The organism is Kribbella kalugense (genome assembly GCF_004365875.1).
GTDB classification, from domain to species: domain Bacteria; phylum Actinomycetota; class Actinomycetes; order Propionibacteriales; family Kribbellaceae; genus Kribbella; species Kribbella kalugense.
The window spans coordinates 435,568-453,389 of the sequence record NZ_SODF01000004.1 but is presented as its reverse complement, the minus strand read 5'-3'; the positions used below and the strand labels follow the sequence as shown (position 1 = coordinate 453,389).

The window sequence follows — 17,822 nt, the reverse complement described above, 5'->3', positions numbered from 1 at the left end:
CGGCCCGCCGCCCGCATTTGTCACGTCAGGCAAACCAGTTGTCGCGTTACGTGAGGAGGCACCAGCTCGGGCCGGTGAGTGAGCAGAACCACGGTCCGGTCGCCTGCCGCCGCGAACAGGTCCGCGAGCAGTGCCTGGGCAGTCTCCTCGTCCAGGTGCTCGGTCGGCTCATCCAGGACGAGTACGTCGCGGTCTGCGAGCAGGAGCCTGGCGAACGCGAGCCGCTGGCGCTCACCACCGGAGAGCTTTGCACCGTGCTCGCCGACCATCGTGTCGAGGCCGTCCGGCAGGTTCTCGACGAATATGCCCAGTCGTGCCCGATAGAGCGCCTTCCACAACTGCAGGTCGCTCACCCCCGGCTTCGCGAGCAACAGGTTCTCCCGGATGCTCGTGTCGAACACGTGGCTCTCCTGGGTCAGCAGCCCGACGACAGACCGCACCTGGTCGCCTTCGAGCCTGGCCAGGTCCACACCGTCCAGCAGCACCTCTCCCCCGCGCGGCTCGAGGAACCGCAGTAGGACCGCGGCCAGTGTGCTCTTGCCCGAGCCACTCGGACCTGTGATCACCACACGACTCCCGGCCGGCATGTCCAGGCTGAGTCCGTCCAGTACGTCGCTGTCGTCGTACCCGACGCGCAGCAGCTTCACCTGGAGACCACGACCGGTGGGCAGTGGGAGCGGATCGGTCGGTTCGGTGACGGGCTCTGGGGTGTCGACGAGCTCCTGGACTCTGGCGAGTGCGGCTCGTACTCGGATGGCCAGCTGGGCGGCCGCTGGGATGCCGCCGAGGACGTCGGCCAGGGCGAGCGGGGTGAGGACCAGTACGGCGAAGACCGCGCCGGTGATGTTCGCCGTACTTCCGAGGACGAGTGCGGCCAGGGTGGCGCCACCGATGCAGAGGACGAGGAGGGCACTGCCGAGGCCGGTGCTCCAGGCTGACCGGCGTTCGGCGGCGGCCAGGCGGGCGTCGCGTCGGCTGAAGTCGTCCAGCACCGAGTCGATCGCGTTGTAGGCGATCACGTCGGCTGCGGTCAGCAAGGTCTCGGTCGCAGTGGCTGCGACGTCGCCACGGGCGCCGGCGAGGTTGCGTTCGGCACGCTCGGCAGTCCGGGCGGTCAGCCACGGTACGACGGTGCACGCGACCAGGACCGCCAATGCGACGGCCGCACCGGCCGCTGGGAGCAGTAGAGCGAGCAGGGCCACCGTTGCGGCGGCTGTCACGGCTGCGACTGCGATTGGCAGGAGGACTCGCAGCCAGAGGTCGAGGACCGCATCCACGTCCAGCACGAGTCGAGCGAGCAGGTCGCCCTTCCGCCGCGAGGTCAGTCCACCTGGTGCGATCTTCTCGAGCCGCCCGGTGATGCGGGCCCGGGTCTCTCCAAGGACCCGGTACGCCGCGTCGTGGCTGACCAGGCGCTCGACGTACCGGAAGACGCCCCGCCCTACGCCGAACGCCCGTACCGCGACGATCGGAACCATCAACAGGAGCACGGGTGGCTGTGCCGACGCAGCCGTGATCAGCCAGGCCGAGGTTGCGAGTAGGGCGACGGATGATCCTGCGGCTGCAACGCCTAGCAGGAGTGCGAGTACTAGTCGCCGGTCTGGCTTGATCATGCGTCCACCAGCTCTCGTGCTTCTACGGAGACTGTTCGGTCTGCGGCGGCTATCAGGGCGGGGCGGTGGGCGACCATCAGGACGGTTCGACCGGTGGACCGTAGGCCGGCGACCACTGTGGCTTCCGCGCCGGGGTCGAGGCCGGCGGTGGGCTCGTCCAGCAACAGCACGGGCGCATCAGTGATCAGCGCCCGAGCCAGAGCCACTCGACGCTGCTGGCCGCCGGACAGCAACTGCCCCTGCTCCCCGACTGCCTTGTCCAATGCCAGCTCACCGGCGCCGGCCGTGATCAGCGCCAACCGCACCTCGTCATCCGACGCGTCCGGTCGACCCAACCGCACGTTGTCCGCAACCGAACCGAGCCGCAGCCCAGGCCGCTGCGGCACCCATGCGAACTGACGCCGCCACACCACCGCATCGAACTCGTCAGCCGCACTGCCACCAGCCACGACCACACCACGCTCCGGCTCAACGAACCCCAACAGCACAGCCAGCGCAGTGGACTTGCCAGCGCCACTTGGCCCGGTCAGGGCCACCACCTCACCTGGCCGAAGCTCCAGGTCGAACCCGTCCAACGCCGGCTCTGCACGACCCGGATACCGCACAGTCACGTCGTACAGATGCAGAGGAGTTACTCGCAGGTCAGGTACGTCGGTCCGATCGCCGCGCACCGGCAGGGGCGTCTCCAGCACCCGGAACACCTCTTCGCTCGCCGCCACCCCGTCCGCACTCGCGTGGAACTGCTGACCGACCTGTCGCAACGGCAGGTACGCCTCCGGTGCCAGGATCAGCACCATCAAGGCGGTCTCGAGCCCAAGCTTCCCGTCGACCAACCGCAGACCGACCCCCACGGCGACCAACGCCACCGAGATGCTGGCCAGCAACTCCAGCGCGAACGACGACAAGAACGCCAGCCGCAGGCTCCCCATCGAGGCAACCCGGTGCTGATCGGTCACCCGGCGTACGGCGGCCTGCTGAGCCTTCGCGCGCCCGAACAGCTTCAGCGTGGTCAGTCCGCCAACCACATCAGCGAAATGATGAGCCAGCACCGCCAACGCATGCTGACGGCGCCGACTGCGCGCCTCGGTCGCCCAACCGATCAGTGCCATGAAGATCGGGATCAATGGCAGTGTGATCAGCACCGTCCCGGCTGCGATCAAATCACCAGTTGCCATCCAGCCGATCACGCCAGCGGGCACTGTCGATGCCAGGACGAGCTGTGGCAGGTAGCGGGCGAAGTACGGATCCAGATCGTCGAGTCCCTTGGTCAGCAGGGTTGTCAGCGCACTGCTGCGTTCACCACTGAGCCAGACCGGTCCGAGCTTCAGCGAGTGCTCCAGCACCTGCCGACGTAGCGTCGACTTCACCGCGGCCGCAGCGCGCTGTGCGACCACCTCCTGCGCCCACACCAGCAACGCCCGCCCCGCAACGACCGCAGCCAATCCCCAGGCCAAACCTGTGACTCCACTGCCCCGCAGTACGACGCCTGCAATGCCATGCGCCAGCAGCACAGCCTGTACGACGATCAGCACGCCACTGGCGACACCGATCAGGACGGACGCGCCAAGGAAGACCCGAGCCTCCCTGGCTCTCCGAAGCAACCGCGGGTCCAGCGGCTTCATGACACCACGACCCGCTTGCGGAAGACCCAGTACGTCCAGCCCTGATACAGCAGGACCAGTGGGAAGAAGATCGCGGTGATGATCGTCATCGCCTTCAACGTGTACGCCGAGGACGCCGCATCTACTGCGGTCAACGTCGTACCTGGGAGCGTCGACGGCATCACGTCCGGGAACAGCGCGATGAACAACGACACCACAGCCAGTCCGATGGCGAGCGTCGTACCGGTAAAGGCCCAGCCTTCGCGGCGGAGGAGGTTCGCCACCAGGCCGCCGGCGAACGCGACCACCGCGGCGATCGCGAAGCCAACCGAGACGGGGTCGCCGCGCAGCGCCTGCGCCCAGGCCAGAAAGGCGATCGTGAGCACCGCGGCGACGACTCCGGCGCGGGTGGCCAGCCGGTTGGCGCGAACGCGCAGGTCGTCGGTGGTGCGCAGCGCGAGGAAGATCGCGCCATGGGTGATGAACACCGCGACGAAGGTCAGACCGCCGAGCAGCGCGAACGGGTTGAGCAGCGTCCCGAGGCCGCCGATGTACTCGTGATCGGCGTCCAGCGGCACACCCCGGACGATGTTGCCGAAGGCAACGCCCCAGAGCAGGGCCGGCAGCACCGAGCCGATCGTGATCATCAGATCCATCCGACTGCGCCAGACCGGATCGTCCCGCTTCCCGCGATACTCCAGCGCGACGCCGCGCACGATCAGCCCGACCAGGATCGCGAACAGCGGCAGGTAGAACCCGCTGAACATCGTCGCGTACCACTCCGGGAACGCGGCGAAGGTGGCCGCGCCGGCCATGATCAGCCAGACCTCGTTGCCGTCCCAGACCGGCCCGATCGTGGTGATCGCGGCCCGTCGTTCGGGCTCGTTCCGGCCGAGCACGCGGAACAGCATCCCGACTCCGAAGTCGAAGCCCTCGAGCACGAAGTACCCGGTCCACAGCGTCGCGATCGCGACGAACCACACCGTCGTCAGTTCCATCTCGACCCCCTCAGTACGCCAGCGACAGTGGTTTGTCGGGCTGATCCGGTGCGGTGTCCGGTGGATCGTCGGTCCCGGCCAGGCCGCCCCGGATGGTCCGGAGCATCAGCTTCGTCTCGACGACCGCGAGTGCGCCGTACAGGACGGTGAACCCGACCAGCGACGTGATCACCTCGCCGCCCGTCGTACCGGGTGACACACCTGATGCCGTCGGCAACAACCCGAACACCAGCCAGGGCTGCCGGCCGGTCTCGGTGAAGATCCAGCCGAAGGTGTTCGCCAACAACGGCAGCAGCGGCAGCGGGATCGCCAGCCACACCAGCCACCGGCTCGGCGCTCGACCTCGACGTGTCACCCACAGCAGCCACAGCGCGACCGCAGCCGACGCCATCCCGACCCCGATCATCAGCCGGAAAGTCCAGTAGGTCAACGGGATGTTCGGCTTGTAGGACCCCGGCCCGTAGAGCTGCTCGTACGCCTGCTGCAGCGAATTGATCCCCTTCACCTCACCGCCGAAGTGACCGGTGGCGAGGAAGGACAGCAGGTACGGCACCTTGATCGAGAAGATCTCCTTCGAGCCGTCCAGCGTGCCGACCGTGAACACCGAGAACGACGCCGGCTTCTCGGTCTCGTACAGCGCCTCGGCCGCGGCCATCTTCATCGGCTGCACCTCGGTCATCACCTTGCCCTGCAGGTCGCCGCTGATCGCGACCCCCACACTGGCCACGAGCACCACCGAGGCGCCGATCTTCATCGCCGACCGGAACACATCCCGATCCGTGTCAGGCCGCCGTACCAGGTGCCACAACGCGACTCCCGCGACGAACGCGCCGCCGACCATGAAGGCGGCGAAGATCGTGTGTGGAAAGGTGACCAGCACGACCTTGTTGGTCACCACGGCCCACAGGTCGGTCAGCTCGGCCCGGCCGCGCTGGGCGTTGTAGCGGAAGCCGACCGGGTTCTGCATCCAGGAGTTGGCCGCAAGGATGAAGTACGCCGACAGTTGCGTGCCGAGCACCACCATCCAGATGCAGCCGAGATGGACTAACCGAGGCAGCCGCTCCCAGCCGAAGATCCAGAGGCCGATGAACGTCGACTCGAGGAAGAACGCGAGCAGGCCCTCGAGCGCGAGCGGGGCGCCGAACACGTCCCCGACGAACCGCGAGTAGTCACTCCAGTTCATCCCGAACTGGAACTCCTGCACGAGCCCGGTGACCACACCCATCGCGATGTTGATCAGGAACAGCTTCCCGTAGAACTTGGTCAGCCGCAGGTACTTCGCCTTGCCGGTCCGGTACCAAGCGGTCTGCAGGCCGGCCGTGATCGCGGCCAGCGAGATCGTCACCGGCACGAAGAAGAAGTGGTAGACGGTGGTGATCGCGAACTGCCACCGGGCCAGATCCAGCGTGTCCATCGGAAGGCCTCCCGAGCCTATCTACGACGTTTCGTAGTAGATGCTAGCGCGGATCTACTACGACGTGTAGTTATACTGGTCACCGTGGCCAGTGAGGACAGAACACCACGCCCCTTGGGGGACCTGGAACGGTTGGTGATGGAGCAGCTCTGGGCGGCTCCAGCCGCGTTGACCGTGCGCGAGGTGCACGAGCAGCTGGCCGGCACCCGCGAGCTCGCCTACACCACCGTGATGACCGTTCTGGACCGGCTGGCGAAGAAGAAGCTGACCGAGCGCGAGCGCGACGGCAAGGCCTGGCGCTACCGCGCGGCCGCGCCACGTGAGGAGCTCGCCGCCGACCTGATGCGCGACGCGCTGGACCGGGCCGGCGACCGGCGCGAGGCCCTGGTCCGCTTCGTCGGCCAGGTCTCCGACGAGGAAGCAGCACTGCTGCGCGAGGCCCTGTCCCAGCTGGACGCTCAGGAGCAGACGGGGTGATCACCCCGGTCCTGCTGGCCGTCCTGGCGCTGGTGCTCGCCGGCCCGGCACCGGCCGTACTGGCTCGCTCCAACTGGCCCTACCGGGTTCCCCGCGCCGCCGTCATCCTCTGGCAGTCGATCGCACTGGCCGCCGTACTAGCTGCGCTCGGTGCCGGCATCTCCCTCTCGTACTCGATCGCGGGTCGGCCTGGTGAGCCCAGGTTCAATCCGTCCTCGGCACGGGACCTACTCGCCGCAGTGATCCTCGCGATGACCGCGTTGGTCGTGGTGCGGCTGCTGTGGGCCATAGGACGCGTTGCGGTCGGTACGCGGGCCCGCCGCAAGCGGCACCGCGATCTGGTCGACGTACTGGCCACACCGGACGGACTGATCCCCGGACTGCGCGTGCTGGCCGAGGAGACACCACTGGCCTACTGCCTGCCCGCACTGCGTGGCGCACGGGTCGTTGTGTCGGTCGGCGCACTGGACCGGCTCGACGACTGCGAACTGAAGGCAGTGCTCGCCCATGAGCAGGCGCATCTTCGGGCGCGCCACGATCTGGTGCTGGAGGAGTTCACCGCGCTGCACCACGCGTTCCCACGCTGGGTGCGCAGCGACGTCGCACTGGAACAGGCGCGCACGCTAGTGGAGCTACTTGCCGACGACGACGCCCGTCGCCGCAACGGCCCACGCCCGCTGGCCCGCGCCTTGGTCGCACTAGCCGGCGCACCGGCTCCCGAAACAGCCCTGGCCGCAGCCAAGTCCGCCACAGTCCTCCGAGTCCAGCGCCTGGCCGGCCCGGCCCCGGACGAACGCCTGCTCTCCGCCCTGACCTACGCCGGCGCCGCCGCGCTGCTCGTCATCCCCACGATCACCATCGCCGCCCCCATCGTGGAAGCGATCGTGAACGCCGTCAGCTAGTTACCCGAAATGTTTGCCTTCGCCCCGGGCTACGGCCAGCAGCACCAGGCCCGACAGAACCAGCAGAACGACCATCGTGACAACGAATGTCAGCACTTCTCTCCCCGGAAATCCCCACGCACCCCACAACTAACACTGTGCATGACGCGCTCAGCGGGTCAGAAGTTCCCCGAATGCCTTGGCGATTTCGTCGACCTGCCAGGTGAGTGAGTTCGGTGTGACCACCAGCTCGATCCACGACCAGCCAGGTACGTCGGCCGGCTGCCACGGACCGCTCAGGGATTCGTGCGTGCGTTCCATCCGCTCGACCGCGGCGCGCTCGATCGCGTCCGCCGCGCGTGGTGCGTAGAGCCGGAACGAGTTGGTGTGCGGCGGCTCCGGGAAGACGCGGAATCCCTCACTCTGCAAGGCCATCGCGACCTCGACCGCCCGCTGGTACAGGTCGTCCATCAAGGGCAGCACGGTCCGCAGCCCCTCGCGCGCGGACACGGCGTACGGGAAGAGCGAGTAGAGATTGCCACCGAGTCGCCGCTGCCAGCGCCGTACCTCGTCGATCACGTCCTCCGGCCCGGCCAGCGCCGCACCGCTGATACCGCCGAGCACCTTGTAGAACGACACGTATACCGTCGACGCCAGCGCGGAGATCTCAGCCAGGCTGTGCCCGAGGTACGGCGTGCTCTCCCAGAGGCGAGCCCCGTCGAGGTGCAGCGGTACGCCGCGCTCCGCACAGGACTCGGCGAACACGACCAGCTCGTCCCAGGTCGGCAGGACGAACCCGGCATCGCGCAGCGGCAGCTCCAACGTCACTGCGGCCAGCTTCCCCGGAATGGCGGTCAGCTCGTCCGGTCGCGGCTGGCGTGGCTCTGACGTCAGCCGCTCGATCCGCAGCTGGTGCACCTCTTCGAGAGCGTTCAGCTCGTGCATCAACAGGTGGGCCAGCCCATGTACCGCGACCCGGCTGGTCCCTGCACGATCGGCGTACACCCGCAGCACGCTCTGCTGCGCCATGATGCCGGTCGGCAGGAACACCGCTGCCGGTTTGCCCAGCAGCTCGGCCACTTCCTGCTCGAGCGTGGCAACCTCGCCACCGTTGCCGTACGAGTCGGACAGGTCGTCGGTGGCGGCGTCTGCGAGTTGCCGCAGCCGGTCCGGCACCGGCACTCGCTGGCTGTACAGCCAGCGCTCGCAGTTGTCCGCCGCACTCTTCCGGCGATCTCGCAGGTCCTCGGAGGTAGTAGCCACGGCTCCATCCTCTCGTGTACCGCAACTACATTCAGATGGCTGTCTTGACGACCTGCTGTCCTTGAACCGTCCTGATCTCCACCGTGCCGACCTGGTCGAGCGGAATCAGCACACCACCGGCGAACGTGCTGCCGTTCTTGGCGGCCTTCTCCGATACCACCCAACTGCCCGCGGTCCAGGACTTGCCAGTCTTGTCGGTGACGAGCAGCACACACTGGTCTCCGGCCTTCAGCCCCGAGACGTGCACCTGCACCCAGCTCCAACCGGTCCGCGGCTCGACTGTGGTCGCCATGGTCGCGCCACTAGCCGTATCAGTCGTAGTGACTTGCTTGGAGCCGGCCGTTGGTGCGTTCGAAGCCTCCGGTGCGGTCGACCGACCGATTGCGATGCCGCCGCCGAGTGCACCGGCAACCACGACGAGTGCAGCCGCCACCAGCAGCCACCGGGACCGGGATCGCCGCTTGGCCGCGACGGGTACCGGAGGCTCAGCCTCCAACTCGCGCACCTCTCGCAGCGTGCGCTGCAGCAACAGGTCACCGCCCTCGGGCGGTCCCTCCAGGAACGCCTCCGGCGGCACCTCACCGAGGAAGTCCTTCATCTCGTTCAGCTCCGCCAGCTCGGCCCGGCACTCTTCGCAGGTGGCCAGGTGCTCGTCGACGGCTTCCGCCTCGCCCGGCTCCAGCGCACCCAGCGCGTAGGCGCCCAGCTGCGTACGGTCGTGCTCACTCATCGGGACACCTCCGCCTCTTGTCCAGCCAACACCGCGCGCAGAGCTCGGAGGGCGTAATAGGAACGCGATTTCACGGTACCGGGTGGAACACCCAGCTCCTTGGCAGCCTCAGCCACGGACCGCCCGCGGTAGTACAGCTGCACCAGTACTTCGCGATGCTCGGGAGACACCTTGTCCAAGGCGTCCATCACGACCATCGTGTTGACCACAGACTCGGAGTGGTCGACCGAGACCGGCGGCTTGTCCAGTACGTCGGCCACCTCGGCCGGACGCACCGCACGAGCCCTGGCCCGGTCCGTGACGATGTTGCGCGCCACAGTCAGCAGCCAGCCCCGCACCGACCCTTTGCCGGTGGTCAGATCAGCAGCGTGCTTCCAGGCCCGTACCAAGGTCTCCTGTACGACGTCCTCGGCAGCGGCCCGGTCTCCGGTGAGGCGGGTCGCGTAGGCCAGCAGGCTGCGGCCGTGTTCGGCGTACAGCGTGCGGATCAGAGTTTCGGCGTCGTGCGGCGCTGGGGTGTCACCCACCGACCGCACGATACCGGGATCAGCAGGCGCCCACACCAGTGCGGCACTAGTCGACTCAGTAACCGCCATTGCCGGAGCCGGCCGGCTGGGTGGTGATCTTCTTGCCGTCTGCCCCGACGACCCACCAGATGCCGCCGACTGCCTGTCCTTTGGCCTCGCCGGCCTGGCTGTCACTGGCGAACAGGTAGAGCGGCAGACCGTTGATGGCCAGCTGCTTGGATCCGTCCGACCTGGTGATCGTGCTGACCAGCGACGCGTCGATCCCGGTGAGCTGCGGCGTACCGTCGCCCGCGGCCACTGCCGGCCACTTGGCGAGGCAACCGCCCTCACAGTTCGACTTGCCCGCGGTGTCCTTGTCGTACACGTAAACCGTCCGCCCGTTGCCGTCGACAACGATATTGCCGAGACCGGTGACGGATGCCGTTGCCAGCTTCGCCGCGGCACCGGCCGACGGGCTCGCTGGCGCGGAGCTGCTGGAGCCGGAACTCGAGCCCGAGCTCGAATTGTCACTGCCACAGGCAGTCAGCCCGGCCAGGCCGAGCACTGCCACACCGACCACGCCGATCGCACTGCTCAGTCGTTTCATCAGACCCTCCTCGGTTGACCGTTCGTCACCCGCAACACGTGCGGATCCGCGGACCGGTTCAACCCGGAGGGTTATCGTCACCACCATGAGCCAAGAGAGCCTGGAGATTCCCGCCGCCGTTCAGCGCGCGCTCGCCGCGATCGACGCGCAGGACAACGACGCGTTCGTGGCCGCGTTCGCCCCGGACGGCTACGTCGACGACTGGGGCCGGCAGTTCCGCGGCCCGGACCAGATCCGCTCCTGGAGCCAGAACGAACTGATCGGCAAACAAGCCACCTTCACCGACACCCAGGTCACCCAGCCGGGCAACCCCCTGACGATCCTCACCCAGGTCGGCGGCAAGGGTTTCAACGGCCCCTCCCACTTCACCTTCGCCATCGACAACGATCAACTCGCCTCGATGACAATCACGGCCTGACGGTCAAACAGGCCGCACCGTCACCAGGCCGTCCAGCCCTTTGAAGTCCGCTGCGTTCCTTGTGTAGAGCGGCAGATTTCGGCTGGAGGCGATGGCAGCGATCATCAGGTCCAGCCTTCGCGGTCGCGGATCCCGCCCGGCCGCGATGGTCAGCGCCACCAAGGACCCGTATCGCGTCGCCGCGCTCCCGTCGAAAGGCAACGGGTCGAACGCTTTCACTGCCGAACTCAGTACCTCGGCGCGGGCAGCCCGGGTGAACGGGTCCTTCGCCATCTCGACACCTTGATGCAGTTCGGCCAGCGAAACGGCGGTCAGTTCAGCACGCTCTGGGAGATCTGCGATGTCCAGAACCAACAGGTCGATGTAGGTGCAGGTGTCGAGGACACCCGCTGCCAGGCGCTCACTCATGCGCGCTCGAACGGATCATCATCGCCGACCCGGTCCTCGGAGCCGAAGAACTCGTCGGCCTCCTTCCGCATCGCGGCGGCATCGATCCGGGGCAGGAGCCGATGCTGGGCGATCAGATCCTCGGTGGTCGGCTGGCGCCGCGTGGCGAGCGGGCGCAGTTCAGCGACTTCCGTGCCATTCCTGGTGATGTGGTACGTCTCACCGGCCTCCACCGCGTCCATCACCGCGGCGGAATGATTGCGGAACTCGCGCTGAGTGATGATCTTCATGCATCAAGCGTAGCGCGCTGAGACACACGGTGCTACATGGTGCTACACCGGTTCGGGTTCGCGGATTCGCTGGGAGATGACGGCGGAGACGCCGTCGCCTCGCATCGTGACGCCGTACAGGGCGTCGGCGACCTCCATGGTGCGCTTCTGGTGGGTGATGACCAGGAGCTGGCTGTTCTCGCGGAGCTCCTCGTAGATCTCCAGCAGACGGCCAAGGTTGGTGTCGTCGAGCGCGGCCTCGACCTCGTCGAGGATGTAGAACGGCGACGGGCGGGCCTTGAACAGGGCGACCAGGAAGGCGACCGCGACCAGCGAGCGCTCGCCACCGGACAGCAGCGACAGCCGCTTCACCTTCTTGCCGGGCGGGCGGGCCTCGACGTCGATACCGGTGGCCAGCATGTCGTCGGGGTCGGTCAGGACGAGTCGGCCCTCACCACCCGGGAACAGCCGGCTGAACACCTGCTCGAACGCGACCTCGACGTCGCGGTACGCCTGGGTGAAGACCTGCTCTACCCGCTCGTCGACCTCTTTGACGATGTCCATCAGGTCGCGGCGGGACTTCCGCAGGTCCTCGAGCTGCTCGGAGAGGAACTTGTGCCGCTCCTCCATCGCCTCGAACTCCTCGAGCGCGAGCGGGTTGATCTTGCCGAGCTGGTTGAGCGCACGCTCGGCCTGCTTCAGCCGCTTCTCGACCTTGGCCCGGTTGAACGGCTCGGCCTCGAGCTCCAGCGTGTCGTCGTCTGTGGGCAGCGGCGGCACCAGCTGGTCCGGCCCGTACTCCGCGACCAGGGCATCGACCTCGATACCGAGCTCGCCAAGCGCCTTCTCGTACAGCTGCTCGAGCCGCATCTTCTGCTCGGCCCGGGCCAGTGCGTCCCGGTGGACCGTGTTCGTGAGCTGCTCCAGCTCCGACGTCAGGTTCCGGGTCGCGGAGCGTGCCTGGGTCAGCGCCCGCTCGCGGTCGGCCCGCTGCGCCTGGATCGTGGACCGCTCGGCCGCCGCCTGCTGCAGCGACGACTCCAGCCGGGCCAGCACGTGACCGGCGGCCAGGTGCACGGCCTGCGCCGCCTCCGCCTGCCGCGCGCGCCGGGCCGCTCGAGCGATCGCCCGGGCCCGCGCCTCGCGCTCCTGCCGGGCCGCGCGCTCCAGCGAGTCGGCCCGGCCGGACAGCGCCCGGGCCCGCTCCTCGGTGGTCCGCAGCGCCAGCCGCGCTTCCATCTCGGCCGCACGTCCAGTCTTGGCCGCCTCGGCCAGGCGGTCGCGCTCTGACGTGTCCGGCTCGTCGCCGTCCTCGTCGAACGCCTCGGCATCCATCAGCCGCTCTTCGAGCTCGGCCAGACCGGACAGGTTCTTGTCGCGCTCTTCCTCGGCCGCAGAGATCGCCTCGGCCATCCGCTGAGCCTCGCCACGGGACGCCTTCGCCAGCGACCCGAAGTGCGCCAACTGCTCGGCCACAGCGGCCATCGCCGCATCGGACTCGTGCAGCCGGGCCAGCGTGATCTCGGCGGACTCCTTCTGCCTGGCCCGCTCGTCCTCCAGCCCCTGCAGTTCGAACCGGAGCCGCTCGCTCCGCGCCGTCGCCTCGGTCAGCTTCTCCGCCGCCTCGTCGACCGCGGACTGCACCTCGATCAGGCTCGGCGCCGCGTCCGATCCGCCGTACGCGAAGTGCGCTCCGAGTACGTCGCCTGCCCGCGTCGTACAGGTGACGTCGGGCAGGTTCCGAACCAGGGATCGTGCTGCGTCGACGTCCTCGACGACCGCGACCTTGCGGAGCAGCCGCCGGAGCGCGGACCGCAGGGTCTCGGGGCAGTCCACGACGTCAACGGCGTACGACGCTCCGTAGGGCAACGCCGGCCAGGTGTCGTGGTCGTCGGCCGGTGCATCGCCGAGAAGCATCCCGGCTCGGCCCAGGTCGTGCTGCTTGAGGTGACCGACGGCCTGCAGCGCCGCGTCGGTGTGAGTGATCGCGACCGCGTCGGCGGCCTCACCGAGGGCCGCCGCGATGGCGGTCTCGTACCCAGATCGCACGCTCAGCAGGGCGGCCACGGAACCCATCAGGCCATTCACCTGCTCGGAGGCGGCCAGCAGGGCGCCGGCGCCGTCCTTGCGGTTCAGACCGAGCTCCAGCGCCTCCTTGCGCGCGGACAGACCGGTGCGCTCGCGCTCGGCGTCGCGCTCCTCGGCCCGCACCTTGGCCAGGCGCTCGTCCATCTCGTCGAGGACCGCCTGAGCGGCCTCGTACTGGTCGTCGAGCCCCTTCTCACCGGCGTCGAGCCCGGCGACCTGGGTCTCCAGCGCGGTGAAGTCGTGCTGGGCCTTGCCGGCCCGGACCTCGGCCTCGTGCATGTTGCTGGCCAGACGGCCGATCTCGGACTCGGCGGCGGCCGCGCGGCTCTGCAGCGCGTTCACCTGGCCGGTCAGCCGAGCCAGGCCCTCGCGGCGGTCGGCGGCGGCCCGGATCAGCGCGGAGATCCGGCGCTCCTCCTCAGCCTCCTGCGCCTCCAGTTGCTGGCGGCGCTCGACGGACTCGGCGAGCAGCTCGGAGTGCGCCTCGACCTCGGCCTCGATCTGCGCCTCGGTCTCGCGGACCCGGGCAGCCTCCAGCTCGAGCTCGTCGGGGTCCCGCCCCGAGCGCGGGCCGTCGTCGGCCTCGTCGTTCAGTGAACGGATCCGGTCCGCCGCGATCCGCGCCGTACCTTTGATCTTCTCGCCGAAGCCGGACAGCTGGTACCAGGTGTCCTGAGCGGCCTGCAGCGCCGGCGCGTCCTCGCGGAGCGCGTCCTCGAGCTCGGCCTCCAGCTCGCGGGCCTCGCGCAGCTTCGCCTCGGTCTCGGACCGGCGCTCGGTCAGCGCGGCCTCGTCCCGCAGCTCGGCCTCGAGCGCTGACTGGGCCTGGACGATGTCGTCGGCGAGCAGCCGACCGCGACCGTCCCGGACCTCCGCCTGGATCGTCACGGCCCGGCGCGCCACCTCCGCCTGGCGCCCGAGCGGCTTCAACTGGCGGCGGATCTCGGTGATCAGGTCGCCGAGGCGGTGCAGGTTGCCCTCGGTGGCCTCCAGCTTCCGGATCGCCTTTTCCTTGCGCTTGCGGTGCTTCAGGACGCCGGCGGCCTCCTCGACGAACCCGCGCCGGCCCTCGGGCGTGGCGCGCAGGATCGAGTCGAGCTGGCCCTGGCCGACGATGACGTGCATCTCGCGGCCGATACCGGAGTCGCTGAGCAGTTCCTGGACGTCGAGCAGCCGGCAGTTCTGGCCGTTGATCTGGTAGTCGGAGCCGCCGTTGCGGAACATCGTCCGGCTGATCGTCACCTCGGCGTACTCGATCGGCAGCGCGCCGTCGGTGTTGTCGATGGTGAGGACGACCTCGGCGCGGCCCAGCGGGGCGCGGCCGGAGGTGCCGGCGAAGATGACGTCCTCCATCTTGCCGCCGCGCAGCGACTTCGCGCCCTGCTCACCCATCACCCAGGCCAGTGCGTCGACGACGTTGGACTTGCCGGAGCCGTTCGGGCCGACGATGCAGGTGATGCCTGGTTCGAAGTTCATCGTCGTCGCGGACGCGAACGACTTGAAGCCCCGGAGCGTCATGCTCTTCAGGTACAAGGCGAAGCTCTCCAACCCGTGAAAGGACAGACGATACCGAAGGAACCGTCATAACTGCACATCAGGCCAGTACTGCCTGTGATGCTGCCGCTACCCGGGGGAAGTGTTCCGCTTCGCAGTCTACAAAGAGATCGGTGCGAATCCGCGGAGGCGGGACCTGTCAGAGTCGCCGGAAAAGGTCAGGGAGCACAACATTCGGTGAACACACGACCGGCGGAGGCCCGGACGGGGGCCACCGCCGTGGGTGGTGCGGACGGTCGAGATACTAATTCTCTGTTGTCGCGGCTAGGGTCCTCAGACCGAAGCGGGGGCGCGCAAGGCCTCGTCGACGGTCAGCAAGCGACCTTCGTGAACCTGTGCGACGAGGTGGTCGTTCTCTGCCTGCAGGCGCATCACGTGCGCCTCCAGATCGGCGACACGCCGGTTGAGCAGACGAACCTGCTCAAGCATGCGCGGGTCAGTGCCTCCAAGATGCCCTAGAAGAGCCTTGGCCATTGTGCTGTCCTCCGGAAGGGTTCTGGCCGGGTGCGCTCCGCTGGCTTCAGTCATGGAGCGCCGAAAATGTGTGCCGTCTTTCAGGATGACACCGGCGAGGCCGACGGGTCAACCTGGGCCACGTTTATTAACGATACCTCGCTCACCAGCGAACCTGGCGCGGAACCGGCTGACATTTCGGGCACCGGTACGACGAACGGTTCATGAACGGCTCTCGACGAATCGGCCGGCCATCCCGCGGGCACGGCGATCCCTCCTGCCCGTAGACGTTCAGGCCGCGCTCGAAGTAGCCGGATTCCCCGTTCACGTTGACGTACAGGGCGTCAAAGCTGGTGCCACCAACGTTCAGCGCCTCGGCCATCACCTCGTGCGCCTGGTGCAGGATCCCCTTTATTTGAAAGGGTTTCATCGTTTCTGTTGCCCGCGCGTAGTGCAGTTTCGCCCGCCACAACGCTTCGTCGGCGTAGATGTTGCCGATCCCGCTGACCACGGTCTGGTCCAGCAGGGCCCGCTTCAGTCCGGTCTTGCGGCGCCGGATCTTCGCCATCGCCACGTCCGGATCGAACAGAGGATCGAACGGATCCCTGGCGATGTGGGCGATCTCGGCGGGCAGCTCGGCGCCCCCTTCGGAGTACGACAGACCACCGAACATCCGCTGGTCCACAAACCGGACCTCTCCGCGGTCGTCCGCGAACCGGAACCGGACCCGGAGGTGCGCCTCGTCGGGCGCGCCGACCGGCTGGACCCGGAACTGGCCGCTCATCCCGAGGTGGGTGAGGACGGCGTCGCCCGAAACCAGCGGCAGCCAGAGGTACTTCCCGCGGCGGGCCGGCTCGGCGAACACCTGGCCCTTGAGCCGGGCCACGAAGTCGTCCGGCCCGGCGGCATGACGCCGTACCGGCCGGGGATGCAGGACCTCGACGGCGTCGATCGTCCGGCCGGTGGTGAACTCCGCGAGACCCCGGCGGACGACCTCTACCTCAGGAAGCTCAGGCACCTCAGGGCTGCGTGGACGGATCGATCGTGTCGGGATGCGCGGCGCGCAGCGCCTTCCAGGCGGTCTCGGCGGCCTGCTGCTCGGCTTCCTTCTTGCTCCGGCCGATGCCGTGACCGTACGTGTCGGAGCCGATCCGGACCCGCGCCTCGAACGTCTTCGCGTGGTCCGGTCCGGACTCCGCGATCACGTACTCAGGCACGCCGACGCTGAGCTGGGCGACCAGCTCCTGCAGCGACGTCTTCCAGTCCAGGCCGGCGCCGAGCCGCGCCGACGACTCCATCAGGTCGTCGAACAGCCGGTGCACCACCCCGCCCGCGGTCTCGAACCCGCGGTCGAGGTAGACGGCGCCGATCAACGCCTCGACGCAGTCGGCCAGGATCGACGACTTGTCCCGGCCGCCGGTGGCTTCCTCGCCGCGGCCGAGCCGCAGGTACTTGCCGAGGTTGAGGTCGCGGGCGACGCCGGCCAGCGCGCGCATGTTGACCACCGCGGCCCGCAGCTTGGCCAGCCGGCCCTCGGACAGGTCCGGGTGGTTACGGAACAGCGACTCCGTGACGATGACGCCGAGCACGGAGTCCCCGAGGAACTCCAGCCGCTCGTTGGTCGGCAGCCCACCGTTCTCGTACGCGTACGAGCGGTGGGTGAAGGCGTGCTCCAGTAGTTCGTCAGCCAGCGATACGCCGAGCCGCTGGTTCAGCTCGGCGTAGAGCCCCGTTTCGTTGGCAGAGTTCACTGGGTTAGTGCCGTTTAGCTCTCGACGACCTGGCGACGCTCGCCCTTGGCGCCGTACTGGCCGCAGTTGGGGCAAACGGTGTGCTGCAGGTGCTTCGCGCGGCAGGCGGGGTTCACGCAGGTCACCAGCGACGGGGCAGTGGTCTTCCACTGGGCCCGGCGGTTGCGGGTGTTGCTGCGCGACATCTTCCGCTTCGGAACGGCCACGGTTATGACTCCTCGGTTCGGCCGGGGGCTGGTGGACCCGGCCGGCTAGCTGACGTATCTATGACTGGTACTACGGGTTTTCAGTTGTCCTGCTGGTCGTTCTGGACCAAACCGCCCAGGGCGGCCCACCGTGGGTCGACCCCGTCCTCGTGCTGGTGGCCGGGCTCGTCCGCCAGGCGAACCCCGCACTCGGGGCACAGACCCGGACAGTCGTCCGTACACAGCGGCTGGAACGGCAGTGCGAGCACCACCTGGTCCCTCAGCACCGGCTCGAGGGCGATCAGATCGCCCTCCATCCGGCTGGCCTCGTCCGGCTCGGCTTCGCTCTCCGGGTAGACGTACAGCTCCTGGACGTCAGCGAGGAACTCGTCCTCGATATCGACCAGGCACCGCGCGCACTCCCCGACCAGACGGCCGCGGGCCGTTCCGGTGACGAGCACCCCTTCGACCACCGATTCCAGCCGTAGATCGAACTGGATCGGATCGCCTTCGGGGACGCCGATCACGTCGATACCGAGATCTGCCGGCGCCGGCGCCGTAAAGGTGACTTCGCGTTCGGACCCGGCGCGGCGTGCCAGCTCGTGCGTGTCGATCACGAGTGGGGAC

At 68.2% G+C, this 17,822-nt stretch carries 19 protein-coding genes; 3 read left to right on the top strand and 16 right to left on the bottom strand.

Annotated features, from left to right (window positions below):
* Positions 1-20: 20 nt before the first annotated feature.
* The 4 genes from cydC to EV650_RS39470 are packed head-to-tail and all read right to left on the bottom strand — an operon-like array spanning position 21 to position 5,626.
* Positions 21-1,613, bottom strand: a complete 1,593-nt coding sequence (cydC, locus tag EV650_RS39485) for a thiol reductant ABC exporter subunit CydC (protein ID WP_134124349.1) — start codon at positions 1,611-1,613, stop codon at positions 21-23.
* Positions 1,610-3,235: a thiol reductant ABC exporter subunit CydD gene (gene cydD, locus EV650_RS39480; protein WP_134124348.1), complete on the bottom strand. Its 1,626-nt coding sequence runs from the start codon at positions 3,233-3,235 to the stop codon at positions 1,610-1,612. The genes cydC and cydD overlap by 4 nt, the downstream gene beginning before the upstream one ends.
* The gene (cydB, locus tag EV650_RS39475) at positions 3,232-4,212 is read right to left on the bottom strand and encodes a cytochrome d ubiquinol oxidase subunit II (protein ID WP_134124347.1); all 981 of its coding nucleotides are present in this window, start codon (positions 4,210-4,212) and stop codon (positions 3,232-3,234) included. Before cydB ends, cydD begins: the two co-directional genes overlap by 4 nt.
* Positions 4,213-4,222: 10 nt before the next feature.
* Positions 4,223-5,626: a cytochrome ubiquinol oxidase subunit I gene (locus EV650_RS39470; protein WP_134124346.1), complete on the bottom strand. Its 1,404-nt coding sequence runs from the start codon at positions 5,624-5,626 to the stop codon at positions 4,223-4,225.
* A gap of 84 nt (positions 5,627-5,710) precedes the next feature.
* Between EV650_RS39470 and EV650_RS39465 the strand changes: the two genes are divergently transcribed.
* Both EV650_RS39465 and EV650_RS39460 read left to right on the top strand, forming a co-directional pair.
* A complete protein-coding gene (locus EV650_RS39465) occupies positions 5,711-6,103 on the top strand; it encodes a BlaI/MecI/CopY family transcriptional regulator (RefSeq protein ID WP_134124345.1) in 393 nt (130 codons plus the stop codon).
* On the top strand, positions 6,100-7,005 hold the full coding sequence (locus tag EV650_RS39460) for a M56 family metallopeptidase (protein WP_134124344.1): 906 nt from the start codon (positions 6,100-6,102) through the stop codon (positions 7,003-7,005). Before EV650_RS39465 ends, EV650_RS39460 begins: the two co-directional genes overlap by 4 nt.
* Before the next feature lie 150 nt (positions 7,006-7,155).
* On the opposite strand, the gene EV650_RS39455 is transcribed toward EV650_RS39460, so the two are convergent.
* From EV650_RS39455 to EV650_RS39440, 4 genes are read right to left on the bottom strand one after another with little or no spacing between them, the layout of a single operon-like run.
* The gene (locus tag EV650_RS39455) at positions 7,156-8,247 is read right to left on the bottom strand and encodes a threonine aldolase family protein (protein WP_134124343.1); all 1,092 of its coding nucleotides are present in this window, start codon (positions 8,245-8,247) and stop codon (positions 7,156-7,158) included.
* 31 nt (positions 8,248-8,278) lie between these two features.
* Positions 8,279-8,977, bottom strand: coding sequence for an anti-sigma factor family protein (locus EV650_RS39450; protein ID WP_134124342.1), 699 nt, complete (start codon positions 8,975-8,977; stop codon positions 8,279-8,281).
* On the bottom strand, positions 8,974-9,504 hold the full coding sequence (locus tag EV650_RS39445) for a sigma-70 family RNA polymerase sigma factor (RefSeq protein WP_255512133.1): 531 nt from the start codon (positions 9,502-9,504) through the stop codon (positions 8,974-8,976). Before EV650_RS39445 ends, EV650_RS39450 begins: the two co-directional genes overlap by 4 nt.
* 55 nt (positions 9,505-9,559) lie before the next feature.
* A complete protein-coding gene (locus EV650_RS39440; protein WP_134124340.1) occupies positions 9,560-10,090 on the bottom strand; it encodes a COG4315 family predicted lipoprotein in 531 nt (176 codons plus the stop codon).
* An 85-nt stretch (positions 10,091-10,175) separates the two neighbouring features.
* Between EV650_RS39440 and EV650_RS39435 the strand changes: the two genes are divergently transcribed.
* Complete coding sequence (locus EV650_RS39435) at positions 10,176-10,508, top strand: nuclear transport factor 2 family protein (RefSeq protein WP_134124339.1); 333 nt, start codon at positions 10,176-10,178, stop codon at positions 10,506-10,508.
* Positions 10,509-10,511: 3 nt separating this feature from the next.
* Here EV650_RS39435 and EV650_RS39430 read toward each other — a convergent pair whose 3' ends face one another.
* The 8 genes from EV650_RS39430 to EV650_RS39395 all read right to left on the bottom strand — a co-directional run bounded on the left by EV650_RS39430 (position 10,512) and on the right by EV650_RS39395 (position 17,812).
* Entirely contained in the window at positions 10,512-10,916 is a 405-nt protein-coding gene (locus EV650_RS39430) for a type II toxin-antitoxin system VapC family toxin (protein ID WP_134124338.1), read from the bottom strand.
* Complete coding sequence (locus tag EV650_RS39425; protein ID WP_134124337.1) at positions 10,913-11,185, bottom strand: type II toxin-antitoxin system Phd/YefM family antitoxin; 273 nt, start codon at positions 11,183-11,185, stop codon at positions 10,913-10,915. Before EV650_RS39425 ends, EV650_RS39430 begins: the two co-directional genes overlap by 4 nt.
* A 42-nt stretch (positions 11,186-11,227) precedes the next feature.
* On the bottom strand, positions 11,228-14,770 hold the full coding sequence (smc, locus tag EV650_RS39420) for a chromosome segregation protein SMC (RefSeq protein ID WP_134124336.1): 3,543 nt from the start codon (positions 14,768-14,770) through the stop codon (positions 11,228-11,230).
* A 309-nt stretch (positions 14,771-15,079) separates the two neighbouring features.
* Positions 15,080-15,235 (bottom strand): hypothetical protein, encoded by a 156-nt coding sequence (locus tag EV650_RS39415; protein ID WP_233712037.1) that lies wholly within the window; start codon positions 15,233-15,235, stop codon positions 15,080-15,082.
* Positions 15,236-15,422: 187 nt separating this feature from the next.
* Entirely contained in the window at positions 15,423-16,277 is an 855-nt protein-coding gene (mutM, locus tag EV650_RS39410) for a bifunctional DNA-formamidopyrimidine glycosylase/DNA-(apurinic or apyrimidinic site) lyase (RefSeq protein ID WP_134124335.1), read from the bottom strand.
* Position 16,278: 1 nt separating this feature from the next.
* Entirely contained in the window at positions 16,279-17,010 is a 732-nt protein-coding gene (gene rnc / locus EV650_RS39405) for a ribonuclease III (protein WP_134124334.1), read from the bottom strand.
* A 14-nt stretch (positions 17,011-17,024) separates the two neighbouring features.
* Positions 17,025-17,216, bottom strand: a complete 192-nt coding sequence (rpmF, locus tag EV650_RS39400) for a 50S ribosomal protein L32 (RefSeq protein ID WP_130449167.1) — start codon at positions 17,214-17,216, stop codon at positions 17,025-17,027.
* 80 nt (positions 17,217-17,296) lie between these two features.
* Positions 17,297-17,812, bottom strand: a complete 516-nt coding sequence (locus EV650_RS39395; RefSeq protein ID WP_238174766.1) for a YceD family protein — start codon at positions 17,810-17,812, stop codon at positions 17,297-17,299.
* Positions 17,813-17,822: the final 10 nt, after the last annotated feature.

Coding starts and splice junctions, on each gene's coding strand:
- cydC (WP_134124349.1), bottom strand. CDS start 1,613: ATGATCAAGCCAGACCGGCGACTAGTACTCGCACTCCTGCTAGGCGTT.
- cydD (WP_134124348.1), bottom strand. CDS start 3,235: ATGAAGCCGCTGGACCCGCGGTTGCTTCGGAGAGCCAGGGAGGCTCGG.
- cydB (WP_134124347.1), bottom strand. CDS start 4,212: ATGGAACTGACGACGGTGTGGTTCGTCGCGATCGCGACGCTGTGGACC.
- EV650_RS39470 (WP_134124346.1), bottom strand. CDS start 5,626: ATGGACACGCTGGATCTGGCCCGGTGGCAGTTCGCGATCACCACCGTC.
- EV650_RS39450 (WP_134124342.1), bottom strand. CDS start 8,977: ATGAGTGAGCACGACCGTACGCAGCTGGGCGCCTACGCGCTGGGTGCG.
- EV650_RS39440 (WP_134124340.1), bottom strand. CDS start 10,090: ATGAAACGACTGAGCAGTGCGATCGGCGTGGTCGGTGTGGCAGTGCTC.
- EV650_RS39435 (WP_134124339.1), top strand. CDS start 10,176: ATGAGCCAAGAGAGCCTGGAGATTCCCGCCGCCGTTCAGCGCGCGCTC.
- EV650_RS39430 (WP_134124338.1), bottom strand. CDS start 10,916: ATGAGTGAGCGCCTGGCAGCGGGTGTCCTCGACACCTGCACCTACATC.
- EV650_RS39425 (WP_134124337.1), bottom strand. CDS start 11,185: ATGAAGATCATCACTCAGCGCGAGTTCCGCAATCATTCCGCCGCGGTG.
- smc (WP_134124336.1), bottom strand. CDS start 14,770: ATGACGCTCCGGGGCTTCAAGTCGTTCGCGTCCGCGACGACGATGAAC.
- EV650_RS39415 (WP_233712037.1), bottom strand. CDS start 15,235: ATGCTTGAGCAGGTTCGTCTGCTCAACCGGCGTGTCGCCGATCTGGAG.